This window comes from Rhodoferax sp. SPJ4 (assembly GCF_058216275.1).
In genome coordinates, this window is the sequence record NZ_JBYZMN010000003.1 from 77,530 (window position 1) to 100,243 (window position 22,714).

A 22,714-nucleotide genomic window follows, 5' to 3' on the forward strand; every position below is an offset into this window, starting at 1 on the left:
CTGAAAGCCACAGGCCCCAAAAACCCCAGATGCGGGGCGGTTGGGCAAGGCGGGCCAGCCGCCAGCCTGTCAGCGTTTGCGGGCCGGTGTCTTGGCGGCCTTGCGGGGCGCCGCAGAAGCGCCCTTGGTGGCCGCCTTGGCCATGCCGGTGGCGCTCTTGATGGCTTCCTTGGCCAGGCCGGTGGCCAGGTTGCGGGTGGTGTCCACCGCGGTCTGGCGGGCCGCGTCCTTCATGGCGTTGGCGGCGATGCCCTGGAACTGCTGGGTCAAGGCGCCCCACCACTGCATGGGGTCAACCACGCCATTGGCAGGGGCTGCACCGGAGGCCGTTTTCTTGGCCGCCGGCTTGCGCGCGCTGCTGACCGCCTTGGCCGCACCCGAGGCCACCCCGGAGGCCATGCCCATAGCGGCCTTGGCGGTGTCGGCGGTTTTCTCGGCGGCCTTCTGTGCGCCACCCATCAGCACATTGCCCATGCTTTCGCCGGCCTTGAGCTTGAAGGCGTTGGCCACGTCGGCAAAGTTGAAGTTCATGCCTTTGAGCGTGGCCAGCGTCATCTTCTGCACCTCCAGCGCCTGGATGGTGGCGCCCAGGGCCTTGGAGTTCTGGTCCAGCCAGAAATGCACGGCCTTGAGCTCCTCGATGCGCTTGTCCAGCTCTTCCACGTTGAGCGTAGGCGCAACCCAGTTGGACAGGTTGGGCAATTGCGGGATGGCCTGCGAGGCGCCGCTGGTGGCCTGCTTGGCCAGGCCTTGCAGAAAGTCAAAGCCCGGCACAAATTTGCCAAAACCGAAGTTGGGGGTGTCGCTCATGGGCAAGTCCTCAAGGGGAGCTGTGTGATCAGAACAGCTTACCCCATGCCGCCCCCGCTGGCGACACGGGTTTATCAGTGTTTGTGCGCACCGTGGTCCATGCCGCCATGGGCCTCGTGGCCGGCCGGTGCCGCGGCGGTGCCTGGGGCGCTGGTGGCCACTGGCAGCTTCAGCGTCTGCTGGCTTTCCACGCCCTGGGCATTCTTCAGCACCAGCGTCAGCGCCACGCTGCCGCCTTTGGCCAGCGGCTGCTTCAGGTCTTGCAGCATCAGGTGGTGGCTGCCGGGCTTGAGTTCGACGGTTTTGCCGGCCGGCAGCGCCAGGCTGGGCACGGCACGCATGCGCATCACGTCGCCCTCCATCTTCATCTCATGGACCTCGGCCACGCCGGCGGCCGCTGTGCGCACACCCACCAGGCTGAGGTTTTCACGGGCGGTCAGGCTCATGAAGCCGCCGGTGGCCGGCTGGCCCGGCGCGCTGGCGCGGACCCAGCCGTTCTTCACATCGACCAGGGGGGTGGGCTGGGCCAGTGCGACCGCCCCCAGGCCCAGGGCGAATGCGGCAGACAGACAACGAAGGGATGCAAACATGGAAGCTCCTGAAGTGGCAAACGGGTCAGTGGTGGGCATGGGCGGGCGCGGCAGGCCGGACCTGCAGCAGCACGGCCGGCGTGGGCATGCCCCGGGTGTCGGTGCCGCGGGCCGGCAGATCGGCCCAGTCGATGGCGCCAGTCTCGCAGGTTTGCGCGACCTTGAACCACAGCGGGCCGGCGGTGGCCGGCAACTGGCCACGCAGCACAAACTCGTCGAAATGCGCGTCGGCCAGCCAGGCGCTGCGGTCCAGCGCGGTCCAGCGGACCTCGCTCACCTCGTCGGTCACCGTGCGGCCGTGGCTGGTGGTGGGCTGGGCCAGCGGCTGGCGCTGGATGGCCAGCGCCCAGCCCGGCTTGGGCATGGGTTTGACGCCCTGGAAACCGGCCGGCAAACGCACTGTGACGGTGTGGGTGGGCGAGCCCGCACAGCCATGACTGATTTGCAGCACCGCCTTGTAGGCGCTGCCGGCCTCGGCCTCGCGCTGGGCCAGGCCCACATGGGCCAAGGCGCTGGTGGCGGCAAACAGCGCCAGGGCCAACAAAGAAAGGGATCGGGTCATGAGGGGCTCCGGTTCAGAGGTCGAATTTCAGCTCGGCCGAGTAGCTGCGCTGGGGATAGGGGTGGAAGTTCCAGAACTTGTGGTTGTTCAGGTTGTCGATGCCGAAGGCCGCGCTCAGCTGCTTGTCGATTTGCCAGCGCACCCGGGCGTCCACGGTGAAGAAGCGGCTCACGCCCATGTAGGTGAAGCCGTTCACATCGCTGTTGTCCAGCGTGCGGAACTGCCGGCCGCTGTAGCGTGCGCCCAGGCTGGTGGTCCATTCGCTGTTCCAGCGGTAGCTGGCCAGCGCCGTGGCGCGCCACTTCGGGATGTTGGGCTGCTGCTTGCCCAGGGTGTCACCGGGCAGGGCCACAAAACCGGCGTTTTCCTTGATGACGGAATCGGCGCAGGTCACGCTGCCGTTCAGGTCCAGCCCACGGGTGAGCACATCGCTGCCGGTGAAGGCCAGTTCCACGCCGGTGGTGGCGATGCGACCGACGTTCTGCACCCGGCTGACGTTGCGGTTGGCCAGCGCGTCGAAGGTGGTTTGCGCGTACAGCGCGTCGCGGGTGTTCTCGGCGAACAGCGTGGCGCGCAGCAGGCCGGCGCCGAGGTCTTTCTCGGCGCTGAGCTCGGTGGTCCACGAGCGTTCGGGGCGCAGGTTGGGGTCGTTGATGTATTGCGCGTTGGTGGTGGACGTGGCGCCGTACAGCTCGCCCACCGTGGGGTTGCGGATGGCGCGGCCCAGCGAGGCCTTGAGCACGGTGTCGGCTTGCCATTGCCAGGACAGCGCGGCCTTGGGCGAGACATGGAACTCGCGGCGCTCGCTGTAGGCGGCGTTGACCGCCGGGCTGGCACCGGGAATCTGCGTCAAGCCGCCAGAGGCCGTCCACCACTCGGCGCGGGCGCCCAGCACCGTTTTCCAGCCCGGCGCGAAGCCCCAGGCGTCCTGGCCGTACAGGCTTTGCAGCCGGGTCTGGCCGCCGACCCGGCTGACCAAGGCGCCCGGCGCGTCGGCCAGGTGGTTGCCGCTGACGCTGGACGTCAGGTAACGCAGCGTGTAGCTGTCCTGCTGAAAGCCAAAGTCCACGGTGTGGGCGCCCTTCAGCCCCTGGGGCCGCCAGATGCCCTTGAGCGCCAGCGTGTTCCAGCCGGTACCGCTGCCGTCGGCCAGCGTGCCCGGGCCACCGGTCAAGGCGTTGGGCAGGGTGTTGGCTGCGCTGTTCTGGCGCTTGCTGTCGCGGGCGTAGTCGTACAGGCTGGCGGCCGCCTCCCAGTCCCATTCGCCCTGGGTGTGGCTCTTCACCGACAGGCCCTGCATCACATGGGTCAGGCTCTCGCGGGTGACGGCGAAGTCGGCGCCGGTGACGGCGGCAAACGAGCGTCCGTCGATGTTGATGACGCCGCTGCTCACCGGCTGGCCGGCAGCGTTGCGCAGGTAGGACACCGGCCGGCCGTCGGACTCGTTGCGCCACAGGCCCAGCACATAGCTGGCGCGCAGCGTGGGCGTGAGGTCGTAGGCCAGCTTGGCCTTCAGGTGGTCTTGCCGGGTGTGGTACTGGGTGCCGGTGCCCAGGATGTACCAGGCGGCATTGGCGTTGTTGCGCTCCAGCACCGCGCCCGTCACCGCGGTGCCGGCCGAGCCTGGCATGCCGGCGCTGACCAGCCGGGTGGCAAAGGTCAAAGGCTGGCCCTGGCTGTCGGTGTGGTTGGCGTTGAGAAACCACGACCAATCGCCGCTCCGGTTGCCCACCGAGGCGCTGGTCTGCCAGGCCTTGTCGGTCTCGCTGGTGTTGTAAAGCCCGAAGGGCTGCCACACCGCCCCCACCTTGCCATGGGCTTCGAACTTCGTCGGCATGCGGGTGACGTAGTCGACCACCGCACCCACCGAGTTGCCCGGGTAGGCGGCCGAGAACGGGCCGTACATCACGTCGACCCGCTCGATCTCCTCCGGCGTGACCAGGCCCCAGCGCGGCGGAAAACTCAGGCCGCCAACGCCGTTGCCCAGAAAATTGGACAGCAGGATGCCATCGGCATAGACCGCCGAACGGGCGCTGTTGCCGGTGCCCGAGGCCCGGCTGGACAGGATGGCGTGGTTGTAGTCGCCGATGTAGCGCTTGCGCACCAGCAGGCTGGGAAAGTACTTCAGCGCGTCTTCGCTGTCGGTGGCGTTGATGGCCTGCTCGACCTGCGCGCCGGTGATGCCTTCCACCGTGGTGGGGATCTGCGTGGGCAGCGAGGTCGGTTGGCCGCTGTGGATGGTGACGATGCCCAGCTGCCGGGTCGGCGCTTCTGCGCTCGCCGGGGTCGGGGGCGACGGGGGGTTGGTCTGCGCGAACACCGGCAGAACAGGGAAGGCCACGGCCAGTGCCGCAGCCACGCGTGTGAGACGCATGGAAAACTCCAGGAAACCAACGACATACAGCGCGGTCCAGCGGCGGCTGGACTCATGCGCCATGAAATGGCGAGTTCAGGAGTGCAGCGGCGGCCCGCGCGCTGGCAGTGGCGCGCCCACCAGCGCGGCGATGCGCGCGGCAGGGATGGGCCGGGTGGCATGGCCCAGCGGCTGCGCCGGTGGCTCCAGCCGCAGCGGCGCGGGCGGGGGCGCTCCGAGCGAGGCACACAGCGGGCAGTCGAGCTTGTGGCCCGAGCCTTCGACCAGTTTGCCGTCGACGTTTTTCACCAGCAATTTCATCACGCCGGCGCCAGCGCAAATCAGCTGGGTGTCTTGCGGGTTGACCAGCGGCGACGCCACGGCCACGCCCAGCGCCAGCGCAAACCACAGCAGCACGCAGCGTGCAAGCAGGTGGGCGGTGCGGAGGCGACTCATGGTGGGATTATCGTTGAGTGGAGTGAGGCGCCCATGGCCAGCCATGGCTCAATGCGCACGCAGCCGGCGCAGCGCCTGCGACGGCCACTCGTTGAAGCGGCGTTGGTAGGCCACACTGAACATCATCACACTGGCGAAACCCCAGGCCTTGGCAACGCTGGCCACCGTGGCGCCGGGTGGCGCACTCAACAGGGTCTGGCGGGCGCCCTGGAGACGGGCCGCGGTGAGGTATTCCATCGGCGACTGGCCAGTCTGGGCGGTGAAGGCTTGCTGAAGGGCACCGGCGGGCACACCCACCGCCTTGGCCGCCTCCGACACGGTGGGCACCTCGGCCGCATGCCGCAGCAGGTAGCTTGCGGTGGCGTCCACATCGGCCGGGCTGGGCAGGCGCCGCCCGCCCTGCGCCGCGCTCGCCGACAGCTGAGCCCGCCACTGGCTCAGCAGGAACAGGCCAATCTGCTGTTCCAGATGCCGGCCCAGTGGGCCGTTGTCAGTCTGCTCGGGCTCGGTGGCCACACAGCGGGCGCAGTAGGACAGCAAGGCCATCCAGCGCGACTGACGGCCGCCAAAGCTCAGGGTCTGCCGCCACAGCCGCTCGTCGGCCGCCTCGCCGTACCAGCGCAGGTGCAAGTCGGCCAGCAGGCGCTGCGGGAAAACCAGGTTGAGCTGCAGGTGGCGGTCTTCGAATTCCGCCCGGTAAGCCGTGTGGCTGGTGTCCACCAGGTAGGCCTCACCGGCCCGGGTTTCCACCGCGCTGCCGTCGTCGCGCCAGTGACGCACCGTGCCGCGCAGTCCGGTCAGCACCATGGCCATGCCGGCCTCGCGCGAGAACTCGGCCACCTCGATGGGAATGCGGTAGTGAAAGCGGCTCAGCGTGAAGCCCCCCACCGCGGCGGCGTGCAGGGTGGAATTGGGTTGCTGCGCCCGCCCGGTGGGGCGCACGGTGTAAGGCATGTAGACCTCGTCGGACCACAGCTTGATTTCATCCCAGTCGCGCGACGCCACCACCAGGTGGCGGCTGCTCGGCGCCCCCGAGGCGTCGTGCATCAAAGCGTTTTGAAGGGTGCGCACCGGTGGACCTGGGCGCTAGTGGGTACGCAGGCGACGCAGGGTCTGCGACGGCGACTCGCCAAACTGGCGTTTGTAGTTCACCGCGAACAGGCCCAGGTTGTTGTAGCCCCATTCGGAGGCGATGCTGGCCACGGTGCAGCCCAGTGGCGCCGCCATCAGCGCGGCCCGCACACCCTGCAGCCGTTGCTCGCGCAGAAAAGCCATCGGCGTGTGGCCGCGGAACTCGGCAAACGCCCGGTTCAGTGAACGCACACTGACGTGGATGGCCGATGCCACGGCGCTCAAGGTCGGCGCCTGCTGGGCGTGCTGGCGCATGAACGCCTCGGCACGCCGCACCTGCACCGGCGCCAGCCTCGGCACGGCCCGGGCCCCCAGTGACCCCAAGGCGCCCTGCCACTGCATCAGCAGGTGCATGCCCAGGAGCTCTTCCAGGTGCTTGCCCAGCGCACCATGCTCGGTCTGCTCGGGCATGTCGATCACGCAGCGGCTGGCATATTCCAGCAGCGCCATCCAGCTCGATTGCCATCCGCCGAACTTGACGGTCTGCTGCCACATGCGCGGGTCGGCTGGCGCGCCATGCCAGCGCTGGTACAGATCGGCCAGCATGTCGTGCTGAAAACTCAGGTTGAGCTGCAAATGCCGGGGCTGGAAATCAACCCGGTAGTCGGAGCGTGAGGCGTCGATCAGAAACGATTCGCCGAACGACGTGTCGTCAAAGCGGCTGCCGCTGGACCAGTGACGGGCTGGCGAACCCAACGTCGTCAGCACGATGCCGGTACCAGCTTCGGGCGACAGATCGCGGACGTTAACCGCGATGCCGTAGCTGAAGCGGCTCAGCGTGAACCCCCCGATGGCGGCTGCACGCAGCACCGAGCGCGGCTTGCGCTCCCGACCCCTTGGCGTGACGGTGAGGGGCATGTACACGGTGTCGGTGAAGGCTTCGATTTCCTGCCAGGAGTCAGACGCCACAAGGAGGTGGCGGTCGGTCGGTCCACCCTGTGCGTCCACCGTGAGGACCTGCGCCACCGCGGACCGTGGCGCCAGCCCGCGGCGACGAGGCAGGGGCGGGTGCATGGCGTTGTCGGACACATTCACCCCAGGGGTCAGTGGATGCGCAGCCGGCGCAGCGTCTGCGACGGCGACTCGCCAAACTTGCGTTTGTAGTTCACCGCGAACAAACCCAGGTTGGCGAAGCCCCAGGAGGATGCGATCAGGGCCACGGTGTGGCCTGGCGGGGCCACCATCAGCGACGCACGCGCCCCGCGGTAACGCTCCTCGCGCAGGAAATCCATTGGCGTGTAGCCACGGAACTCGTGAAAGGCCCGGTTCAGCGAACGCACACTGACCCCCACCGCATTGGCGATTTCGGTCAGCGTGGGCACCTCGGCCGCGTGCTGGCGCATGTGCTCCTCGGCGCGCCGCACCTGCGACGGGGCCAGCCTCGGCACCGCCTGGCCGCCGTCCTGGCCCAGGGCCTGGCGCCACTGCATCAGCAAATGCATGCCCAGCAGCTCTTCCAGGTGTTTGCCCAGCGGGCCGTTGGCGGTTTCTTCAGGCATGTCGATCACGCAGCGGCAGGCGTATTCCAGCAAGGCCATCCAGCTCGACTGGGCGCCGCCGAACTTGACCTTGCCACGCCACAGGCGTTCCTCGGCCGGCGCGCCATACCAGCGCTGGTACAGGTCGGCCAGCATGTCGTGCTGGAAACACAGGTTGACCTGCAGGTGGCGGGGATCGAAATCCACCCAGTAGTCGGTACGGCTGTTGTCGACCAGAAAGGTTTCACCGACGCCGGTGTCGGCCGATTTTTCTTTGTCTGCCCAGTGACGGGCCGAACCACGGATGGTGGTCAACACCATGCCGGTGCCGGCCTCGGGCGAGAAATCGCGGATGTTGACGCCGATGCCGTAGTTGAAGCGGCTCAGCGTGAAGCCACCGATGCCCGCGGCGCGCAACACCGATTTCGGCTTGATTTGCTTGCCCAGCGGGGACACCGTGTAGGGCATGTAGACCTCGTTCGAATAGGTGCGTATCGCGTCCCAGTCGCTGGAGGCCACCAGCAGGTGCCGGTCGGTGGGCTGGCCCTGCGCGTCCATCAGCAACACCTGATTGATGGCGTCCATCGTCATGTTGTGCTTCCCTCCACAGACCGCTGTGCCGCGGTTCTTACTCTGGGCAGCATAAACCGCTGCGGCGAAAAAGGAAAACGCCGGGGCGATCGAAAACGACCCGACGAACAAAAACTGAACAAGACCGCTTGCCTCAGCCCCCGGTTCTCCCCTGCATCAGCAGCGGTTGCTGGTCCAGCCGCTGCACCACCCGGTTGGGCGCGCCTTTCAGCGAGTCCACCAACGCCTGCAGGTCTGGCGGCGGCACCGGTTCCGGCAAGGGAAGGGCACCCAGGTTGCGCAACATGGCCAGCATCTGCATGGTTTCTTTCTGCTGGTCGATCAGCATGCGCCAGGCGGCCTGCCGCACCACCAGAGTCTCGGCATGCTGGGCCGCATAGACCAACATGGGTGCCCCGCCCTGGTGGTGGCGAACCATGTACTGCAGGTAGAGCACATCGGCCTTCTCGGGCTGGCCCAGTCGCTCCAGCGCAGCGATCTCGGCCACACTGGCCGCCCCCGGCATGCCGCCCGGGGTTTGGCGGCACAGTTCCAGGTAGTTGCTCAAAGCCACCGGGTCGGCGGTGTCCTTGCGCATGGGCATCCAGCTGGCCATGTCGGTGCTGGCGGGAATCCAGGGTTGGTTCCACAAGGCCAGCCAGCCCTTGAGCTGGCCGATCTCCACCAGCTGGTCGGACGCCAGCTTGCGGCCCAGGGCCTGGACCATGGGCGAGGCCCGCTTCTGCACCGCGTTGCCCAGCACCACCACCTGGTCGTGGTGCAACACCATCAGCTGGGAAAAGCCCACGTCCACCGGGCCGCTCTGCGGTACCGGCAGCAGCCCGGCCACCGGCGCGGCCTCAGGCCCGTTGGTGGCCCAGGGCATCACGGTGGCGGGCAGCGTCATCGCCAGCAAGCCGCCCACCACCATCAGGCCACCGATGCCAAACACCAACCGGGTGCGCATGGAAAGCACCGCCATCTCCCTTTACTCGCCCGCGCCCTGGGCGCTGCCCGCCAGCGGGTAGGCGTTGTTGGTGAACTCCAGGAACAGCGCGCCGTTGTCCTGGCAGGTGACCCACAGCTGCTGGCGACCGGTCTTCTTGCTCGGGCCCATGAAGAAGCCGCTGGACGAGCAGAAGTCGGTGGTCAGGTTGGAGCGAACTGCGGTGGTGCGCAGGATGGTGGACAAGTCCTTGTTGCCGGCCTCGGACAGGTTGGTCGGCGCGCCGCCGATGATGCCCCAGGCATGCTCGGAGCCGGCCAGCTTCTCGCGCGGCAAGTCCATCTGCGACGGTGGCACGTAGTAGGCAATCTCGCGTGGCTTGGCCGGGTCGCGGATGTCGAACACCCGGATGCCGGACTGCAGGAAGCCGCAGGCCAGTGCCGTCGGGTTGACCTTGCTGTCGGCCCGGCAGTAATGGGCCTCGTAACCGAACCAGCCGTTGCCGTTGATCTCGTCGCGCCGGGTCTTGGCGTTCTTGGGCAGCTGGGCTTCCAGCTGGATGTGCGACACCGTCTTGGGTTTGGTTTCGTCCGAGATGTCGATGATGCGCACACCTTCGGCGGCCAGTTCGTCCACCGCGATCACATAGGGCTTGTTGCCGTACTTGACCGGGATGGTCATCTGGCCCAGGCCCAGCGCGTTCCAGAACAGGCTGCCGACCTGGCGCACCACAGGCACCGGCTTGCGCGCCTGGATGTCGCTGGTGTCCAGGATCAGGATGCCGGCCGGGAAGGCCATGGACAAATACATCCGGTTGCCGTCGTCGCTGAGGTTGAAGCCGTGGTTGCTGATGCCGGTGGTGCCGGTGTAGATGGACTTGGGCGATTTGGGGTCGCTGACGTCGATGGCGTTCAGCGAGCCGGTGAACAAGCCCGTGGTGTAGTAAGTCAGGCCGTCCGGCGCCCAGTTGCCCTCGTGACCCAGCACGTTGGACGGCTTGCTGACGCGCGAGCTGCCCAGAAAGCTGTTCAGCAGCTTGGGCTTGGTGCAGTCTTCGCTGATGTCGTAGACGTCAAAGGCCAGCGAGTCGTAGCCGAAATTCACGCCCGCGCCGGCCAGCAGCTTGCGCTTTTCGTTGACCTTCAAGGTCTCCCAGGTGCCGCGGTAGAACGCCGGGCTGGCCAGGTTGGTGGCCAGTTTGGGGTGGCTGGGGTCGGTGGCATCGACCACCTGCACACCCTGCGATTTCTTGAAGTTGATGCCGGCCGAGGCGGTGCCGAAGTACTTGCAGCCCTTGTTCAGGTCGCGGCCCTGGGCGTCCACACCCTTGTCTTTTTCCATGTAGGCGGTGCTGTACCAGGTCGTGCCCTCGCCCTGGTACTGGCCCACCAGCTTCAGGTTGCAGCTGCGCGCCACCTTGTTGGCGCCGTTGAAACGCTCGGCCACCGAGGTCTGACCCTGCTGGCCCTTCTCAGGGTTGTCACCCTCGTCGCAAGACTCGGGCTTGGGCACGGCGGTGTTGGCGGCCGCCGACGGGTCGAGCAGCTGGCCGGCATTGCCGCCGTTGGGCATCAGCCCGGCCAGCAAGGCCGTCAGTGGGTTGCCAGCGCCGGCGCCACCGGTGCTGGCATTCGCGTTGCCGTTGGCGTTCGCGCCGTTGACATTGGCGCTGCCGCTGGCACTGGCGTCGGCGGCCGAGGTGGTGGTGGCAGAACCACCCGACATCAACACCCCACCCTGCTCGGGTGAAGCGGCGCCCACTGGCAGTTTCAGCGCCATGGCCGAGGTTTTGCCGGCATCGGCCACCGAAGAACCGTCTCCGCCACCCCCGCAGGCGGCCAGCACCGGCAACACCAGCACCGCCAATTTCAGACCCTTGTTCATCTTCATTGAAACCTCCATTGAATTCAAATTAAAACCATGCACCACGGCATTGCTCAACTGTATATAAATTGAATTCTGAAAAGAGGCCCGCAATCGCCTATATGAATACCTAGGTAGTAATACCGATATTTATCCCATCATCACCTTCGATGCAGCCGCCCGTCATGAAAACCATCATCTGAGATATTTTTCGCTCTAGAAAAAGCATTCACATCCTTTCTCAAGTCAGGGCACACACCTATCGGGTTTTCATGGATCGGAGTACGTACGTATTTCATAATGAATACAAAAATTTAATTACACATATTCACCAAAATATCTCGGCACAAATTACGTACGCAGTTTTTTTAAATCACATGTTGATGTGGAAAATCTAAGATGACATGTCAAAAATTTTTGGAGACTTGCTATGTCCACCGGTTTGCCCGCATTGAACGAACTGACCTCGTACGCCTACCTGCTGTCGAATATCCCAGGGGTGCCAGATGCCACCCCGCCGCTGGCCGGGCTGGCCCCGCTGGCTGACAGCCTGCCCATCAACGGCCTGGCTTCTTCCAACGGGCTGGCCATTCCCGAGGGAGCGGTCGGCATTCCCAGCGGCCTGCCCCTGGCGGGCGTTGGCCTGGTCCAAGGGTTTCCACCGCCGCTGGTGGACGGCCTGTTCACCGCCGGCAGCCCATTGACGCCGCTGTCCACCTTTTTGGCACCGGCAGAACCCACGCCCGCCTTCGGGGTGCTGCAGCCGGTGTCGGGTTTTCTGCTGTTCTGAGCTCCCGTTCTGCCTCCAAGGGCCCCGCGAGGGGCCCTTGTCGTTTCCGGACCGGCCCCATGGTTCTTTTTGACCATCCACTGACAGCCCCTGTCCAGAACCGAATAGCCGCCCCGTGATGCCGTCCCTAGACTGCATTTCAGGAACGGGAGGCACCATGACACACAACAACGCCGCTGACGGCGACGCCAACGAAGGCCAGCAAGGGCCGGCCAATGAAGACACCCTGGACGCCGAGTTGTCGGCACCGTACTTCCGGGTGGCCTTCGAGTTCGCCCCGCTGGGCATGATGGTGTTGCAGGACCACACCGTGGTGGCCTGCAACCAGGCGCTGTGTGACCTCTTCGAGCTGGCCGAATCCCGACTGCTGGGCACCCGCTTCAACACCTTGTTTCCGGGCGGCACCCCGTTCGAGGCCATCCAGTCGGCCATGCAGGGGTCCTGGGTGAACGGCGGCCGCTACCGCGAAACGCGCCTGATGCAGCCGGTGAGCGACGGCGCCTCCGCGCCGGACAGCCCGGTGCGCCAGGTCAGTCTGCAGTTTGTGGCGCTGGACGCCAGCCGGCAGCTGACCCTGTGCAGCGTGGAGTCGGCCAGCGTGCCCCTGGTCGACCATGGCAGCCTGACGCCGCGCGAGCGCGAGGTGGCCTCGCTGCTGCGCGAGCGCTACACCGCCAAGGAAATCGGCCGTTCGCTGGGCATCAGCCACCGCACGGTGGAAATCTACCGCACCCGGCTGATGAAGAAATACGGGGTGCGCAACGCCGCTGGCCTGGTGCGCATGCTGCTGCGGGAACCCGACGCCCTGGACGGCCCCGAGCCGGTCACCGTGACCGACGCCCTCGCCTCGCTGCCCACCATCGAACGGCAGCCGGCCACGCCGTCTGCAGGGCCGGAACGCCCGCGGCCCTGCCAACGGGTGGCGCGCCCAACCGTCAGCGACTGCCGACCCACGCTGAGCCAACTGCCCTGGCCGGCCATCGGCAGCCTGCCGTCGCGGGTGGCGTGCGCCTGACCGCTGGAGCCCCGCCCCGCAGACCTCAGCCGCGGGCAATCACCAGCAACCCCGCCACCACCAGCGCCCCACCGGTCAGCTTGGCCAGGCTCAGCGACTCGCCCAGCAGCAACACCGCCAGCAGCAGGGCCACCACCACGCTGCCCTTGTCGATCAACGCCACGGTGGACACCTCGCCCAGCTTGATGGCCCGGTAGTAACAGACCCAGGACACCGCGGTGGCCAGGCCCGACAAGGCCAGCCAGCCCCAGTTGCGGGCCGTGAGCTGGGCCCAGTCGGTGCGCGGCACCACCGCGGCGGCGAAGGGAATCACCAGCACAAACACCACAGCGGTGCGGATGGCCATGCCCAGGTCGGCCGAGATGCCCGCCAGGCCCAGCTTGGCAATCACCCCGGTGAAACCGGCAAACAGCATGGCGAGCAGGGCGTACAGCAGCCAGGTGTCCATGGCGATCTCCAGAAAATCAGCGTCAGCCCATTGCCCAGGCCGACAAGTTGGCTACACAAAGAAGCGCTGGGCGGCACCGTCACGGACGGGCCGGCACCACACGCGTCACCCGAAATCCACCGGTCCGCAGCAAGGCTGGCAGGCCTTGCGGCCCCACCATGTGCAGCGCGCCCACCGCGGCAAACACCGCCCGGCCGCCGTCGTGCAGGGCCATGATGCGCTCGGCCATCGGGCCGTTGCGGTCGTTCAGCACACGCTTCCACTGGGCCCGGTCGCGGGCGCTGTTCAGGCAGTGGCACCAGCGCGGGTAGTCGGCCAGCAGGCGCTCATCGCCGCGGGCCCAAGCCTGGGCCAGACGCTCGAGCTGGCGCGGCATGTGGCCGGATTCCAGTTCGTCGAGCGCGCCGTCCACCAGCTCGCCCTCTTCGGTGGCATTGGCACCGGCCAGCAGTTCCAGCTGGTCGGCCGCCGATTCCAGCGCCACCACGGGTTTGTTCAGCCGCTGGGCGGCCCCGGCCAGCAAGGCGTCGATGGCAAATTCGGCGTGCAGACCCACGGTCCGGCCGGCCATCACAGCGAGGGCCGCGGCCTGCATCGCCGGGCGCTGACCGTCCAGGGCGCCATCGGGCACACAGGCACTGGCCATGGCCTGGGCCAGGCGGGAACGGCGGGGGGCGGTCATGACCTGGCGGATGCGCTCGGGGTCGGCCGGCTCGGTCAAGGGTTTCAGCGATTCGGCGTCGAGCAGGTTGAGCTCCAGCGCCAGCGTGTCGCTGCCCTGAAACGCCGCACGCACCGTGGGCCCGGGCGCCAGCCAGTCCAGCCGGGCCAGGTGCAGCGTGCCGTAAAGCCAGGACACGCGACCCGCCTTTTCCACCCGCCACAGCAGGCCATGGTCGCGTGCGTTGCGCTGGGCCAGGGCGAGGCGCTCCGGCGTGAGCGCCGGCGCCGCGGGAGGGCAAGGGGGCTGGGCCCAGGCCGACCCGGCAAGCCACCCGACCGCGAACCCAAGGCCCAGCCGTCGAGCCCACCCCACCAGCCGCCGACTTGCCAGCGACCAGGCCCCGAGGGTCGGCGAGCAGCCCATCACGCGCGGCGTGGCAAAGCGACGCTCAGCCGGCGTCGATCTTCATGCCGGCGCTGCGCCACTCGGGGAAGCCGCCGCGGAACCAATGCACCTTGGTGTAGCCGGCCTTGATCGCGGCCTGGCTGGCCTTGAAGCTCTTCCAGCATTCGGCGCCATTGCAGCCGAAAATCACCGGGGTGTTGGGATCGATGGCCAGCTTGGCCAGCTCGAACTGGTCCAGCGAGGCGTTGAAGTCGGCGTCTTTGGCGCTCTTTTCCACATAGGGCATCAGCACCGCACCCGGCATGTGGCCGGCCTTGAATTCGGCGTCGGTGCGGGTGTCGACGTAGCGGGCGCCGGCGGCCATCAGCTGGGCCACCGCCTTGGCATCGACCACGGTGGCGCCCGGCAGGGCGCGCGGCGTGAAATAGCCCAGCGTGGACACGTAGTCAAAGGCCTTGGCGTCCAGCCCGGCGAGCTTGGCCCCGTCGCTGGCGGCGCCCAGCTGGCCGCCGCCGCCCATCATGGCGGTCAGCAAGGCCTCGGCGCCGGGACGGGCACCGTCTTTCAGGGCCACGCCCATGGCCGGCGCGGTCTTGCTTTCCATCACCAGTTTCACCGGTTCGTTGGCCGCCACCCAGCGGTCGTACACCGCGCGCTCCACCCCCACCACGTCGCAACGTTTCAGCTGCAGACAGCTCAGCAGCGCGTCCTGGTAACGGGTTTCATAGACGCCGCGGAAATGGCGCTTGAGCGTGGTGTTGGCGGCGTTCAACTCGCCCCGCACCAGGTAGGTCACCACGCTGTCCTGCAGCGGCAGGCCCAGCGACTTGCCCTGGGCCTGGGCCAGGGTGGTGATGGGGCTGTCCTTGGGCGCCACCAGCACCGCCTGCACCGGTTTGTCCAGGCCCAGCACCGGGGTGTAGCCATGGCGCACCGCGCTGCCGATCACATGGGCGGGGGCGATGAAGATGTCGGGAATTTTGGATCGGGTCAGGCCCAGGTCGGCGGTGGCGTCGGTCGACAGCGTGACGGCAATGTCGGTCACCTTCTCCTTGCGCAGCGCCTGCTCGATGGCCGTGCGCCAGGCGCTGTAGACCGCAAACCGCGATTGTTCGCCCCGGTCGCCCGGGTTGATCAGCACCTTGGTCTGGGCCAGGCTGGTGGTGGCCGTCAGCCCCACCAATGCCAGCAGCGAAACCGAGCGAAGCAGGGAGGACGTCAACATGAACAAACCTCAGGGCGTGAATGAACTGCCTCGGAGTGTAGGGTGAATTACTTTGGCCAGTCCGCCCCTGGGGACACTCCTGTGACAGCCGCGCTCAGGCGCCGGCCACGGCCTGGTCGATGGCGCCAAACAGGCTCAGGCCGTCGCGGCCCTTGAGCTCGTGCCGCACCCGGTCGCCAGGCTGCAGGTAACCGGTGACGGCCTGGCCGTCGGCCAACATCTCCAGCGCCCGCTTCTCCGCGATGCTGTGGTAACCAAACGCCGGGTCGGGGTGGCTCACCGGGCCGGCGCCCAGCACCGTGCCGGCGCGCAGTGGCCGCTGCGCCGCCGCGTGGGCCAGCAACTGGCCAAAGTGGAACTGCTGGCCGGCCGCTGCGTCGCCCAGACCGACCTTGCGGCCGTTCCAGCTGGTGAGCAACTTCAGCACCACCCGGCCATGGTCCCAGGCGTCGCCCAGCTCGTCGGGCGTCACCGCCACCGGTGCAAACGCGGTGCCGGGCTGGCTTTGCAGCGGCCCCAGACCGGCGGCCAGCTCATTGGCCAGCAGCTGGCGCAGCGTCAAGTCGTTGGCCAGCATCAGCAGCCTCACCCCTTCCAGGGCCTGAGCGGGCGGGCTGCCGGCCGGCACCTCGCCGGTCACCACCGCCAGCTGGGCACCAAAGTCCAGGCCCTGGGCGCACCAGGCCGCAGGCAACGGCGCCTCGGGCCCGAGGAACTGGCTGGCGTCGCCCAGGCGCATGCGCGGCCGCGATTTCAGATGGCTGGGCGGCTCGCGCCCCTCGGCCTGGGCCAGCCGCTCCACATGGCTCGGGTGGGCCTGGGCGGTCAACCAGCTGTGGGCCCGCGGCAGCGGCGCCAGGCACAGCGCGGCGTCAAAAGGAAAGGCATGGCGCGGCTTGCCGTGGTTCAGCGTGTCGGACAGGTCTTGCAGTTGCGGGCCGATGAAGTTCCAGTCGTCCAGTGCCTGCTGCAGCCGACTGGCGATGCCGGTGGCGTAATGGGCGCTGGCCAGGTCACGCGAGACAACAACCAGCTGGCCGTCGCGCGAGCCGTCTTTGAGGGTGGCGAGTTTCATGGCGCTATTTTCACCGGGCCGTTGGCGACAACGGGCCACACCGTTTACCGCGGCTTCACCGACCCCGGACCGGGCGGCGGCGTTAAGCTCCGATGTCACCACCTGAAAGCCCCTTTTGCCGCTGCGCCTGACCGCCCCTCCCCCCTTTCGACCGGCCTGGCCCGGTGGATCGACCTGGGTGCCGCTGGCCGGGCTGGCCGTGGCCGTGCTGGCGGTTCACCTGTGGCTGCTGCAGCGCGCCCCCGAGGCCTGGGTGCCGCCACCGCTGGCCCCGGCCACCACCCCGGTGCGCCTGCTGACCCGCAGCCTGCCAGGCCCGGAGCCGCTGGCCGCAGCGCCGGCGCCCACCCCCCCGGCCATCCAGGCGGGAGCCCCGCCCCGCGCCCGGGCGGTGGCCCCGGTGGCACGGAAAAGAGCGACCGAAGCTGCCGCACCCGCGCCGCAGACCACGCCGGAGCCCGCCCCCGCCAGCCCGGCCGAAGCCTTGCCCGACCTGGCCCCGCCGGCCACGCCAACCCCGGCCGCCACGGCCGCTTCGGCGCCCCCACTGGCCAGCGAGGCGGCACCCGCCCCCACCGCCGTGGCCAGCCAGCCCGATGGCGACGGGCCGGAAACCGGCCTGGCCGCGGCGGCCCCGGTGGTGGTGCCCGGACCGGTGGCCCTGCAGTACGTGGTCAAGGGCCAGGCCAAGGGCTTCCAGTACACCGCACACGCCGAGCTGCAGTGGAAACCCGCGGCCACCAGCTACGAGGCGCGGCTGGAGGTCAATGTCTTCCTGCTCGGCAACCGGGTGCAGACCAGCAGCGGCCGCTTGACGCCCCAGGGCCTGGCGCCGACCCGCTTCTCGGACAAGTCGCGCAGCGAGCTGGCGGCCCACTTCGACCGGGACAAGGGCAAGATCAGTTTCAGCGCCAACACCCCCGACGTGGCCTTGCTGCCCGGCGCACAGGATCGGTTGAGCGTGCTGATGCAGCTGTCGGCCTTGCTGGCCGGCGACCCGGGCCGCTACACGCCGGGCAAAACCATTGGTATTCAAACCGCCGGACCCCGCGAGGCCGAGGTCTGGCGCTTCACGGTGGAGCGCGAAGAAGGCCTGAATTTGCCCTATGGCGCGCTGCGCGGCCTCAAGTTGGTGCGTCCTCCGCGCCACGAATTCGACCAAAAAGTGGAACTTTGGTTTGCGCCAGCGTTAAATTTTTTACCAATACGCATCAAATTGACTCAAGTCCGCGGCGATTTTGTCGATCAACTCCTCGAAGGGGTGCAAACTCCTTGACCAGACCCCCGGTTTGTCTGCCATCCGGCACCCAGACCCCCCGGTCGGTCTTGAAGATGGCGCGAACGTTGCTACTTAAGGAGTACACACTGTGGAAATGATCGACAACATGCAAATGCTCTACGACTCGGAATCGTTCGCCGTCGTCCACATCCATCCCGACGCCGACCTGCCGGTGGCCCTGCACCCGCCGCTGGTTCGCCATGGCTTCGAGATCGTTGACAAACGCTCGGGCAAAGAGGTCTACCTCGACGGCTCCTGGGCCGAGCTGTTCCACCAGCACATCCGCGACTGGCAGGAAAACATGCCCACCGCCGAAGAGGTGGAAGACACGCTGGAGCGCTACACCGGCCTGGCGCAAAACCCGGTCATCATGCATTGAGGCGGCGGCCGGGCGCCCGGCCATGTCCGACGCGCCCGCCCCGGCTTTGCGCTGGCCCTAGCATGGGGCCATGCGCCACCTTCTTTCCCCTTCTCCCCGTGTCCCCGTCGGCTTGGCCCTGACCGGCCTGCTGCTTGCCAGCCTGCTGGGCTGCGCCACGCCCAGCGCCCCGGTGGCTGCCTCGCAGATCGACGCCCTGCTGCCCGCCGACGCGGTGCTGCTGGGCGAGCAGCACGACGCCCCCGAACACCAGCAGATCCACCGCGCCGTGATCGCCCGGCTGGCCGAACGCGGCCAGCTGGCGGCGGTGGTGATCGAGATGGCCTCCCAGGGCGCCAGCACCGCCGGCCTGCCACGGGATGCCGGCGAGGCCCAGGTCCAGGCCGCGCTGCGCTGGGGCGCCGACGGCTGGCCCTGGGCCGATTACGGCCCGGCGGTGATGGCGGCGGTGCGCGCCGGCGTGCCGGTGCTGGGCGGCAACCTGGCCCGGCCGGCGCTGCGCGACGCGATGAAGGCGCCCGAACTCGACACCCGGCTCAGCGCCGAGCGCTGGCAAGCCCAGCAGGACGCGGTGCGCGACGGCCATTGCGGCCTGCTGCCTGAGGGCCAGTTGCCGGCCATGGCCCGGGTGCAGGTGGCGCGCGACCTGGCCATGGCCCAGAGCGTGGCCGCCGCCGCGCGGCCCGGCCAGGTGGTGGTGTTGCTGGCCGGCAGCGCCCATGTGGACCGGACCCTGGGCGTGCCCTTGCACCTGCCGCCCACCCTGAAGGCCAAGGCGGTGCGGCTGTGGGCCGCGCCCGAGGGCAGCCCCCCACCTCAGGGCTACGACCAGGCCTGGCGCACCCCGCCGGTGCCGCCCAAGGACTACTGCGCCGAGATGCGCGAGGCCTTCAAGGCGCCGGCATCCACGCCGCGCTGAGCGGTTTCAGGCCGTGGCCCGCAGCGCCTCGGCCAGCGTGGTCACCATCTGGTCGATCTCGGCCGGGCTGACAATGTAGGGCGGGCACAGCACCAGGTTGTCGCCGGCCGGCCGCACCAGCAGGCCACGGTGGAAGCAGGCCAGAAACACCTCGTAGGCCCGACGGCCCGGCTGACCTTGCGGGTCCAGTTCCACCGCACCGGCCAGGCCCAGCGTGCGCAGGCCCACCACGCCGGGCAAGCCCACCAGCGCGCTGTGCATGGCGTCGCCCAACAGGTGGCCCATCTCACCGGCACGGACGAACAGGTCTTCCTGGACGAACAAATCCAGCGTGGCCACCGCCGCCGCGCAGGCCACCGGGTGGCCGGAGTAGGTGTAGCCATGGGCAAACTCGATGGCGTGGGCCGGTGACTGGGCGTGGGCCGCCATCACCGCCGCGTGCACTTTGTCGCGGCAGACCACGCCGCCCAACGGGATGACGCCGTTGGTCACGCATTTGGCAAAGGTCAGCAGGTCGGGCGTGACGCCGAAGAAGTCGGCGGCAAACGGCGTGCCCAGGCGGCCAAAGCCGGTGATGACCTCGTCGAAGATCAGCAAAATGCCGTGCTGGTCGCAGATCTGGCGCAGCCGCTGCAAATAGCCCTGTGGCGGGATGTACCAGCCGGCGCTGCCGGCCACTGGCTCGACGATGACGGCCGCCACGTTGGACGGGTCGTGCAGCGGCAGGATGCGCTGGGTCAGCTCGGCCAGCGGGTCGTGGTCCCATGCCGGCAGTTGGTGGTGGACAAAGGCGTGGCGCGCCGGGTCGTGGATGTGGGCCAGGTGGTCCACCCGCGGCAGCAGCGCCCCAGAGAAGGCCTTGCGGTTGCCGGCAATGCCGCCGACGCTCAAGCCGCCGAAACCCACGCCGTGGTAGGCCCGCTCGCGGCCGATGAAAACGGTGCGCTGGCCCTCGCCACGGGCCCGGTGGTAGGCCAGCGCCAGCTTGAGCGCGGTGTCGGCCGCCTCCGAGCCGGAGTTGCAGAACAGCACCCGGTTCAGGTCGCCCGGCGCCAGCGCGGCGATGCGGTCGGCCGCCAGACAGGCCTGGTTGTTGGTGGCCTGGAAGGCGGTGGCGTAGTCCAGCGTATCGAGCTGGCGCTTGATGGCCTCAATGAGGGGCCGGCGGTTGTGGCCGGCGCCCACACACCACAGGCTGGAAATGCCGTCCAGCACCCGACGGCCGTCGTGGGTGGTGAAGGCCATGCCGTCGGCGGCCACCAAGACCCGCGGGTCGAGCGCGAAGCTGCGGTTGGGGGTGAAGGGCAGCCAATGGTGGTCCAGGCTGAAATCGGTGGGGGCCACAGCGTCTCCTTGGGGTGCAGGCGGCACAATGCTACTTTCAAGCTGCCCTCCATGTCTGTTCACCCCACCGCTGAATCGCCCCACACGCTGAGCGCGCTGCGCCAGCGCTATGGCCAGCGCTACCGCTGGCTGCTGTTGCTGGCGGTGATGGTGGGCACGATGGCGTCGGTGATGTCGTCGACCATCGTCAACGTGGCCATCCCCGGCATGAGCCATTTTTTCGGCATCGGCCAGGAGCGCGCGCAATGGGTCAGCTCGGGTTTCATGGTGGCGATGACGGTGTCCATGCTGACCACGCCCTGGCTGCTGGCGCGTTACGGCTACCGCCGCACCTACGCCGCCGCGATGCTGCTGCTGATGGCCGGCGGCCTGTTGGGCGGCCTGTCGGGCCATTACGACCTGGTGCTGGTGGCCCGGGTGACCGAGGGCCTGGCGGCCGGCGTGGTCCAGCCCATCCCGGCCATCATCATCCTGCGCGCCTTCGAGTCCCACGAGCAGGGCCGGGCCAGCGGCATCTTCGGCATGGGCGTGGTGCTGGCGCCGGCGCTGGGACCCAGCATCGGCGGCCTGCTGGTGGACTGGTTTGGCTGGCGCTCGATCTTCTTCATGGTGGTGCCGCTGTGCCTGGCCTCGCTGTGGCTGGCCCACCGCTTTGTGCCCAACACCGCGCCCGGCGGCGTGGCGGCCAACCGCGACGGCCTGGGCCTGGACTGGCGCGGCCTGCTGCTGGTGGCGGTGGGCACGCTGAGCCTGCTCAACGGCCTGGTGGCGCTGCACGGCGGCTCGGCCACCGAGGCGGCGCTGCTGCTGGGTGCGGCGCTGGCCAGCCTGGTGGCGTTTCTGTGGTGGGAACGGCGGCTGGCGGGCGGTGGCGGCGAGCCGCTGATGGCGCTGGCGCTGTACCACCACCGGCAATTCACCATGGGCGGCATCGTGGCCTTCATCTACGGCACGGCGCTGTTCGGCTCGACCTATTTGCTGCCGGTCTACATGCAGCTGGGGCTGGGCCTGTCGGCCTCGCATGTGGGCACGGCGCTGCTGCCGGCCGGCCTGGTGCTGGCCATCACCATCGCGGTGGTGGGCCGGCTGGCCGACCGCCAACCCACCCACCGGCTGGTCAGCATCGGCCTGGCGCTGCTGGCGGCCTCGTTCGCGCTGATGGTCACCGTGGGCCTGGGCAGCTCGCTGCTGCTGATCCTGGCCTGGGCGGTGCTGGGCCGCATCGGCCTGGGCTTCATCCTGCCCTCGCTGAACCTGGGCGCGATGCGCGGCCTGCCCCAGGGCCTGATTCCCCAGGGCGCCAGCGCCATCAGCTTTCTGCGCATGCTGGGCGGTGCGGTGGGCGTGAGCCTGTGTGGCATCGTGCTGGAATGGCGGCTGACCGCCCATGGCGACTCGCTGGACAAGCCGCTGTCCAGCGCCGCCCGCATCGCGGCCTTTGACGAGGTTTTTGTGATGCTGGCCGGCCTGTGTGCGCTGGCCATGGTGGCGGCCTGGGGGCTGCGGGCGCCCCACCCCCGCCACGCCCCACCCGCGGCCAAGGACTGAGACCATGTGCCAATTGCTCGGCATGAACTGCAACACGCCGACCGACGTGACCTTCAGCTTCACCGGCTTCGCCCAGCGCGGTGGCCGCACCGACCACCACAGCGACGGCTGGGGCATCGCGTTTTTTGAGGGCGACGGCAGCGCCGAGGGCGACAAGGGCCTGCGCCATTTTGTCGACCACAGCGCGGCCTCGGAGTCGCCGGTGGCGGCGTTGATACGCAGCTACCCCATCCAGAGCCGCAACGTCATTGCCCACATCCGCAAGGCCACCCAGGGCCGGGTGGCGCTGCAGAACTGCCACCCCTTTGTGCGCGAGCTGTGGGGCCGCTACTGGGTGTTCGCCCACAACGGCGACCTGAAGGACTTCCACCCCCGGCTGCACGGCCAGTTTCGCCCAGTGGGTGGCACCGACAGCGAACGGGCTTTCTGCTGGCTGATGCAGGAGCTGGCCAAATCGCACGCCGATGTGCCCAGCGTGGCCGAGCTGACGCTGACGCTGGGCGAGCTGATGCCCAAGATCGCCCGCCATGGCACCTTCAACTGCCTGTTGAGCAACGGCCAGGCGCTGTGGGCCCATGCCTCGACCGAGCTGTACTGGGTGGTGCGCCAGCACCCCTTTGCCCACGCCACACTGAGCGACGAAGACCTGAGCGTGAACTTCGCCGAACACGCCCAGCCCGACGACCGGGTGGCGGTGGTGGTCACCGCGCCGCTCACCACCAACGAGGCCTGGACGCGTTTTGCGTCCGGTGAGCTGCGGGTGTTTGTCAACGGCCAGCCGCAGTGAAGGCCGGCTCCATCGGCCTGCCGGGGGCATGAAAAAAGCCTCTGCAACCGGGGTTGCAGAGGCCAATACCTTGGAAA

Annotated in this window: 22 protein-coding genes; 7 read left to right on the forward strand and 15 right to left on the reverse strand. The window is 68.2% G+C overall.

What is annotated here, in order from left to right:
- Positions 1–69: 69 nt before the first annotated feature.
- From AC4BAR_RS11560 to AC4BAR_RS11605, 10 genes are all read right to left on the reverse strand, one after another.
- Complete coding sequence (locus AC4BAR_RS11560) at positions 70–810, reverse strand: PhaM family polyhydroxyalkanoate granule multifunctional regulatory protein (protein WP_490628016.1); 741 nt, start codon at positions 808–810, stop codon at positions 70–72.
- A 74-nt stretch (positions 811–884) separates the two neighbouring features.
- The gene (locus tag AC4BAR_RS11565; RefSeq protein WP_490628017.1) at positions 885–1,400 is read right to left on the reverse strand and encodes a copper chaperone PCu(A)C; all 516 of its coding nucleotides are present in this window, start codon (positions 1,398–1,400) and stop codon (positions 885–887) included.
- Between the two features lie 25 nt (positions 1,401–1,425).
- Positions 1,426–1,962 (reverse strand): YcnI family copper-binding membrane protein, encoded by a 537-nt coding sequence (locus tag AC4BAR_RS11570; RefSeq protein ID WP_490628018.1) that lies wholly within the window; start codon positions 1,960–1,962, stop codon positions 1,426–1,428.
- A 13-nt stretch (positions 1,963–1,975) separates the two neighbouring features.
- Positions 1,976–4,336, reverse strand: coding sequence for a TonB-dependent receptor (locus AC4BAR_RS11575; RefSeq protein WP_490628019.1), 2,361 nt, complete (start codon positions 4,334–4,336; stop codon positions 1,976–1,978).
- A 75-nt stretch (positions 4,337–4,411) separates the two neighbouring features.
- Complete coding sequence (locus AC4BAR_RS11580; RefSeq protein ID WP_490628020.1) at positions 4,412–4,771, reverse strand: hypothetical protein; 360 nt, start codon at positions 4,769–4,771, stop codon at positions 4,412–4,414.
- 48 nt (positions 4,772–4,819) lie between these two features.
- A complete protein-coding gene (locus AC4BAR_RS11585) occupies positions 4,820–5,818 on the reverse strand; it encodes an AraC family transcriptional regulator (protein ID WP_490628021.1) in 999 nt (332 codons plus the stop codon).
- A gap of 39 nt (positions 5,819–5,857) precedes the next feature.
- The gene (locus AC4BAR_RS11590) at positions 5,858–6,811 is read right to left on the reverse strand and encodes an AraC family transcriptional regulator (protein ID WP_490628022.1); all 954 of its coding nucleotides are present in this window, start codon (positions 6,809–6,811) and stop codon (positions 5,858–5,860) included.
- Between the two features lie 134 nt (positions 6,812–6,945).
- Positions 6,946–7,965: a helix-turn-helix domain-containing protein gene (locus tag AC4BAR_RS11595; protein WP_490628023.1), complete on the reverse strand. Its 1,020-nt coding sequence runs from the start codon at positions 7,963–7,965 to the stop codon at positions 6,946–6,948.
- Between the two features lie 139 nt (positions 7,966–8,104).
- Positions 8,105–8,917 carry a DUF305 domain-containing protein gene (locus tag AC4BAR_RS11600; protein ID WP_490628316.1) on the reverse strand — a complete coding sequence of 271 codons (813 nt, stop codon included), beginning with the start codon at positions 8,915–8,917 and terminating at the stop codon, positions 8,105–8,107.
- 21 nt (positions 8,918–8,938) lie between these two features.
- Positions 8,939–10,786 carry an LVIVD repeat-containing protein gene (locus AC4BAR_RS11605; protein WP_490628024.1) on the reverse strand — a complete coding sequence of 616 codons (1,848 nt, stop codon included), beginning with the start codon at positions 10,784–10,786 and terminating at the stop codon, positions 8,939–8,941.
- A gap of 403 nt (positions 10,787–11,189) precedes the next feature.
- Here AC4BAR_RS11605 and AC4BAR_RS11610 point away from each other — a divergent pair, with 403 nt between their 5' ends.
- A complete protein-coding gene (locus tag AC4BAR_RS11610) occupies positions 11,190–11,549 on the forward strand; it encodes a hypothetical protein (RefSeq protein WP_490628025.1) in 360 nt (119 codons plus the stop codon).
- Between the two features lie 157 nt (positions 11,550–11,706).
- Positions 11,707–12,564, forward strand: a complete 858-nt coding sequence (locus tag AC4BAR_RS11615; RefSeq protein ID WP_490628026.1) for a LuxR C-terminal-related transcriptional regulator — start codon at positions 11,707–11,709, stop codon at positions 12,562–12,564.
- A 25-nt stretch (positions 12,565–12,589) separates the two neighbouring features.
- Here the strand turns inward: AC4BAR_RS11615 and AC4BAR_RS11620 are convergent, their stop codons facing one another.
- From AC4BAR_RS11620 to AC4BAR_RS11635, 4 genes are all read right to left on the reverse strand, one after another.
- Positions 12,590–13,012, reverse strand: coding sequence for an EamA family transporter (locus tag AC4BAR_RS11620; protein ID WP_490628027.1), 423 nt, complete (start codon positions 13,010–13,012; stop codon positions 12,590–12,592).
- 79 nt (positions 13,013–13,091) lie between these two features.
- Positions 13,092–14,099, reverse strand: a complete 1,008-nt coding sequence (locus AC4BAR_RS11625; protein ID WP_490628028.1) for a TraB/GumN family protein — start codon at positions 14,097–14,099, stop codon at positions 13,092–13,094.
- Between the two features lie 25 nt (positions 14,100–14,124).
- Positions 14,125–15,306: a rhodanese-like domain-containing protein gene (locus AC4BAR_RS11630; protein WP_490628029.1), complete on the reverse strand. Its 1,182-nt coding sequence runs from the start codon at positions 15,304–15,306 to the stop codon at positions 14,125–14,127.
- Between the two features lie 94 nt (positions 15,307–15,400).
- Complete coding sequence (locus tag AC4BAR_RS11635) at positions 15,401–16,381, reverse strand: fumarylacetoacetate hydrolase family protein (RefSeq protein ID WP_490628030.1); 981 nt, start codon at positions 16,379–16,381, stop codon at positions 15,401–15,403.
- A 115-nt stretch (positions 16,382–16,496) separates the two neighbouring features.
- On the opposite strand from AC4BAR_RS11635, the gene AC4BAR_RS11640 reads away from it, so the two are divergent.
- From AC4BAR_RS11640 to AC4BAR_RS11650, 3 genes are all read left to right on the forward strand, one after another.
- Positions 16,497–17,657: a DUF3108 domain-containing protein gene (locus tag AC4BAR_RS11640; RefSeq protein ID WP_490628031.1), complete on the forward strand. Its 1,161-nt coding sequence runs from the start codon at positions 16,497–16,499 to the stop codon at positions 17,655–17,657.
- Positions 17,658–17,766: 109 nt separating this feature from the next.
- Entirely contained in the window at positions 17,767–18,039 is a 273-nt protein-coding gene (locus AC4BAR_RS11645; RefSeq protein WP_490628317.1) for a BTH_I0359 family protein, read from the forward strand.
- A gap of 112 nt (positions 18,040–18,151) precedes the next feature.
- Entirely contained in the window at positions 18,152–18,958 is an 807-nt protein-coding gene (locus tag AC4BAR_RS11650) for a ChaN family lipoprotein (RefSeq protein WP_490628032.1), read from the forward strand.
- A 6-nt stretch (positions 18,959–18,964) separates the two neighbouring features.
- Here AC4BAR_RS11650 and aptA read toward each other — a convergent pair whose 3' ends face one another.
- The gene (gene aptA / locus AC4BAR_RS11655) at positions 18,965–20,302 is read right to left on the reverse strand and encodes an omega-aminotransferase AptA (RefSeq protein WP_490628033.1); all 1,338 of its coding nucleotides are present in this window, start codon (positions 20,300–20,302) and stop codon (positions 18,965–18,967) included.
- A 51-nt stretch (positions 20,303–20,353) separates the two neighbouring features.
- On the opposite strand from aptA, the gene AC4BAR_RS11660 reads away from it, so the two are divergent.
- Entirely contained in the window at positions 20,354–21,850 is a 1,497-nt protein-coding gene (locus AC4BAR_RS11660; RefSeq protein ID WP_490628034.1) for an MFS transporter, read from the forward strand.
- 4 nt (positions 21,851–21,854) lie between these two features.
- Positions 21,855–22,637, forward strand: a complete 783-nt coding sequence (locus AC4BAR_RS11665) for a class II glutamine amidotransferase (protein WP_490628035.1) — start codon at positions 21,855–21,857, stop codon at positions 22,635–22,637.
- The last annotated feature ends 77 nt before the right edge of the window (positions 22,638–22,714 follow it).